This is a genomic window from Mesorhizobium sp. M7A.F.Ca.US.014.04.1.1 (assembly GCF_003998745.1).
GTDB classification, from domain to species: Bacteria; Pseudomonadota; Alphaproteobacteria; order Rhizobiales; family Rhizobiaceae; genus Mesorhizobium; species Mesorhizobium ciceri.
Genome location: NZ_RZRW01000498.1, coordinates 1 through 4,188, shown reverse-complemented (window position 1 = coordinate 4,188; position 4,188 = coordinate 1). Strand labels below are relative to the sequence as shown.

Here is a 4,188-nt window from a genome sequence, read left to right as displayed (position 1 = left end):
GCGGCCCGGAGGATCAGTTCGCCGCCATGATGACATCCAAGGCGCGCCAGCTCGGCATGACCAGCACGACCTTCCGCAACGCGTCGGGCCTGCCCGACGATGGCCAGATGACGACGGCGCGCGACATGGCGGTGCTCGGCATGGCGCTGCATCAGCGCTTTCCCCAGCAGTTCCACTATTTCTCCGAAAGCGACTTCATGTTCCGCGGCCGGCTGGTGCGCGGCCACAACGACATGCTCGGCCGCGTGCGCGGCGTCGACGGCATCAAGACCGGCTACATCAGGGCGTCCGGCTTCAACATCGTCACCTCCTACAATGCCGACGGCCGCAATTTGATCGTCGTGGTGATGGGCGCCGACTCAGCCCGCCAGCGCAACGACCATGTCGAAGCGCTGATCCAGCGCAGCCTGTCGCCGACCACGGACGGCGCCAAGACCAGGCTGATGTTCGCGGAACAGTGAGGAGTGGTCCGCGTAGCGGACAAAAAGCCAATTGCTTGGCTTTTTGAACGACGAACGCCCTGAGCCTGCGAAGGGCGAGCTGCCGGTAGCAAGCATCGCGCTTGGCTGCGCGGGGATGGATATCGATAGGAATTTTTTCTTGACCCTGAGGGCAGCTATGCTACTATTTTCGGTATGGTGCTGAGTCGCGCCAATTGATCGACTGGAAACGTGACCCGCCCGCAAGGCGGGTTTTTTGTTGCCCGCCGCCCTGCAGAACCTTGTGCACGTTGGCGGGACAGCGCCCTCCTCTGTCCTGCCGGATGTTCGTCGCTCGGAAAGCCAAGCAATTGGCTTTCCGCCCGCTGCGCGGACCGCTCCTCAACCCCCGCAAGGGGGGAGATTGGCAGCTTCGGCGCTCCGCTCACTCCTGTGACGGTGGAAATTGGCGAAAGCCGGGACAACAGCCAATCTCCCCCCTTGAGGGGGAGATGTCCGGCAGGACAGAGGGGGGTGATTGGCGCAAACATCGGGCAAGTTCTTCCCGCTCCGGCCAATTTCGAACGTCTCCACCCTCCCTGAGGGGCGAGCCGCCGTCAGCCACATCGCCTCTCCGATCAAAAACACTTGTCCGGCCTGCGAAATCCGTGCCCGGCGCTGGCTATGCGCCGCCACCTCTGTCTATCGTCGCCCAGCACCCTCAGGAGCCCACCATGAGCACCGTCCCCAAAACGTCCGAACAGGCGGCAGACAATCAGAACGATGACGGCGGCGAGTATTTCGAGGCGCCGATCGTCGGTGAGCTGGAGGCCGATCCGGTATCGGACGAACACTTCGACACGCCCGAAGTGCCGGACTCCGAACCGGCAGGCCCCGGCGCCCACCGTGGCAAGCCGAAGAAAAAGCCGTCGGCGATATCGGGCCGCAAATTCCGCAAGCGCGATCTGGTGCGCATCGACACGCTGCGCCCGAGCCTCGCCGACCGCATCCGCTCGGACCATCCCGACCTGCCGGCCGGCGCCCGCATCAGCCGCGCCGAGCTCGGCCGCTACCGCATGCGCTATATGGAGGAGCTGCTGCAGCAGGAGCACGGCGAATTCTCCGAGCTCGACCGTCAGGTGGTCGAATCGATCGCCAGGCAGGACACGATTTCCGAAAACTCGGAAGAAGAATTCGAGGAGCACCGCACCTTCGCCGACCGCGTCTCCGACAACATGGCGGCCTTCGGCGGCAGTTGGTGGTTCCTGATCTCGTTTGGTAGCGTGCTGCTGGTGTGGATCGGCATCAATCTGGTCGCCGGCATGTCGAGCGCCTTCGATCCCTACCCCTTCATCCTGCTCAACCTGCTGCTCTCCTGCATTGCCGCCATCCAGGCGCCGATCATCATGATGAGCCAGCGGCGGCAGGAGTCCAAGGACCGCCTGCGCTCCTTCAACGACTACCGCGTCAACCTCAAGGCCGAGCTCGAAGTGCGCCATCTGCACGAAAAGCTCGACTACCTCATCTCGCGCCAATGGACGCGGCTCGCCGAAATGCAGCAGATGCAGCTGGACGCGATGCACGAACTGGCGGGCGCCAAGAAGCCGAAGCGGGCGGTGCGTGGAAGGCGGACGGTGAAGGCGGGGGCGGGAACCTCGTAGGCCGCAGCCTGGACGCACCCGGCCCAAGTCGCTACGCCAATCGCCAATTGCCCGTTGAAGCCCGCGCCCGCTTCCGCTAAGAAGCCGTGACTTGCCGGTTCACCGGCTGGTTCGTTTTCCGGATTCCGGAAAGCACCCGTAGCTCAGCTGGATAGAGCGCTGCCCTCCGAAGGCAGAGGTCACAGGTTCGAATCCTGTCGGGTGCGCCAGTTCCATGTAGGTCCGTTTCGGGGCACTGCGTTTGTCGTTGGCAGCTTTGCGGTCGAGCAGGCTCACGCGGCCCTTCAGCCCTTCAAAGGCATAATTCTTCTCAACCGCCAGCCAGGGCAACCGCCAGCGTTCGGCGGCGAGGGCGTCGCGAGCCCGCGAATGGGCCACCTGCGTCGTGAAGAAGGTACACCCCTCATTGCTCGGCTGCCGGCCGGCCGTCGAACCACATGTAATAGGAGGCGATGAGCATTTGGCGCCCCTCGAACGCGTCCAGCAATATTACCGACCCGACACCGATCGGAGGGAGTGCGCCCTATCTCCGCTTATGAGGTACCGTGCCGTTCTCCCGCGGCTGGGGAGCGCCTAGAGCATCAGATAGATGATCCGGCCCAGAGCGCCAAAAAGCAGCGCGAAGGCTGCAATCGACTGGACGAAGAAGCCGGGATAGCGCTTCAAGGGCGCGGTGCGATACCCTACGAAATATGCAATCCGACCTATCATCCAGAGCAGCCCAAGGCCGGAAGCCCACGCGGCATTCCAGTAGATCGCGAACAGCCACATCGACGGCATAAAGATAGGAAACCATTCCACCGCGTTGGCATGTGCCCGGATGGTTCGTTCAAGGAGCGGGTCGCCGGTCATTGCGGGCGCCAGTATGCCAGTCTTCTTGTGGGTTCTCGCGACCGTCACCGCCATTCCGAATATCATCAAGCTACAAAACAGCGTCACGAGAGCTACCGGGTAAAGCCGTTCCATGTTTGCCTCCTCTCATGGTCGGGACAGTAGGCAAGCAAAGGTTATCGGCAAGGGCAAGGCGCAGGCAGATCTTTCCTGACAACCAGCGCCAATAAGAGCGGGGTTGTCAGTTATATAATTGCCCTTTTTGTTAATCACCCGAAAACGATGGGCAAGTTATGCCATCAGCGTCCCTTCCGTGGAGGCGGTGATGGCCATCGGCATACCGCCGTGCGCGATTGACACGCTGCCCGGCGGAAGGCAAAGAGTGACACATTATTGGCAAAGGGGAATGTCGATGAAGAAAATCTATCAGAAGCCCGTTTTCACGAAGCGTGAGCGACTGTCGTCAGTGACGGCTTCGCCCAGCTCATCCGGGATTATCGATTAACCAAGAGAGTTACAGTTTTGGAAAGCCCGCTGCCGAAAGGTGGCGGGCTTTTTGCTTTCTCCAGGAAACGACAGCCGATTCCGCAAGTCGGCACCGTCAACCTCAATTTCAAGTTCGGCAGACGCAACTGCCTGTGGGACCGCGTGCAGGGCAAGGTTAGCGGACCAGTGCCGAAGGCCTGAAGAAAGACAAAGCGGAATGGTTCAAGCCCGCCTTGTCGGACGGGTGCGAAGAAATGCATCGCCATGCGAAGCTGCTGGACTGCCCGGAGGAGAAGTAATGCCCGTGGTAAAAGGGCTCCCTGAAGCGCGAGAACAGGCTCTGCACTCGCGATCTAGACCATCAGGCTTAATTGCTGGATTCCTGTTGTGCCGGTAGCGTAATCGGGCTGGGGTGTCCAGCACTGGCCGGCACGGCGTGTCCAACCCCAAATTCGCAACCGTGCCGGTCTGTTGCACCAATGGGAATGAATGTCTCAGACTTCGACCTTGACCCCCTTCCGCGCAAGAATCGTCTGCATTGCAGCCATCAGCTCTTCGTCCCACTGGTCAGGTTTCCCTAACGGTCGAAGGTAAGCCAGCGCGGGCCCGCCGAGTCGCGTTACCCTACCACCCCCCGTACACTCTCCCGCTCCACCAGCGGACACTCCAGCTTCGTGATCGGATACCGCCCCCGTCCAGGCGCCGCCGGCGCTTCCAGCTGTTCGATCGCCCATTGGCCCATCGCCATGTGCGGCAGGATCGAGGTCGTCAGCGGCGGGAAAAGATGGCCT

The 4,188-nt window shown here is 61.6% G+C and carries 2 protein-coding genes, 1 tRNA gene and 2 pseudogenes; 3 read left to right on the top strand and 2 right to left on the bottom strand.

Translation table 11 applies throughout. The features are described from left to right. The 3 genes and pseudogenes from EOA22_RS26050 to EOA22_RS26035 form a co-directional block, all read left to right on the top strand. Positions 1-461 (top strand): annotated as a pseudogene (locus tag EOA22_RS26050) (D-alanyl-D-alanine carboxypeptidase); the annotation flags it as partial. 692 nt (positions 462-1,153) lie between these two features. Further along, entirely contained in the window at positions 1,154-2,080 is a 927-nt protein-coding gene (locus tag EOA22_RS26040; RefSeq protein ID WP_063169764.1) for a DUF1003 domain-containing protein, read from the top strand. Between the two features lie 132 nt (positions 2,081-2,212). Further along, positions 2,213-2,289, top strand: a tRNA-Arg gene (locus tag EOA22_RS26035). Positions 2,290-2,653: 364 nt separating this feature from the next. Here the strand turns inward: EOA22_RS26035 and EOA22_RS26025 are convergent. After that, positions 2,654-3,046: an MAPEG family protein gene (locus tag EOA22_RS26025; RefSeq protein ID WP_013528384.1), complete on the bottom strand. Its 393-nt coding sequence runs from the start codon at positions 3,044-3,046 to the stop codon at positions 2,654-2,656. A gap of 970 nt (positions 3,047-4,016) precedes the next feature. Further along, positions 4,017-4,188 (bottom strand): annotated as a pseudogene (locus EOA22_RS39075) (LacI family transcriptional regulator); the annotation flags it as partial.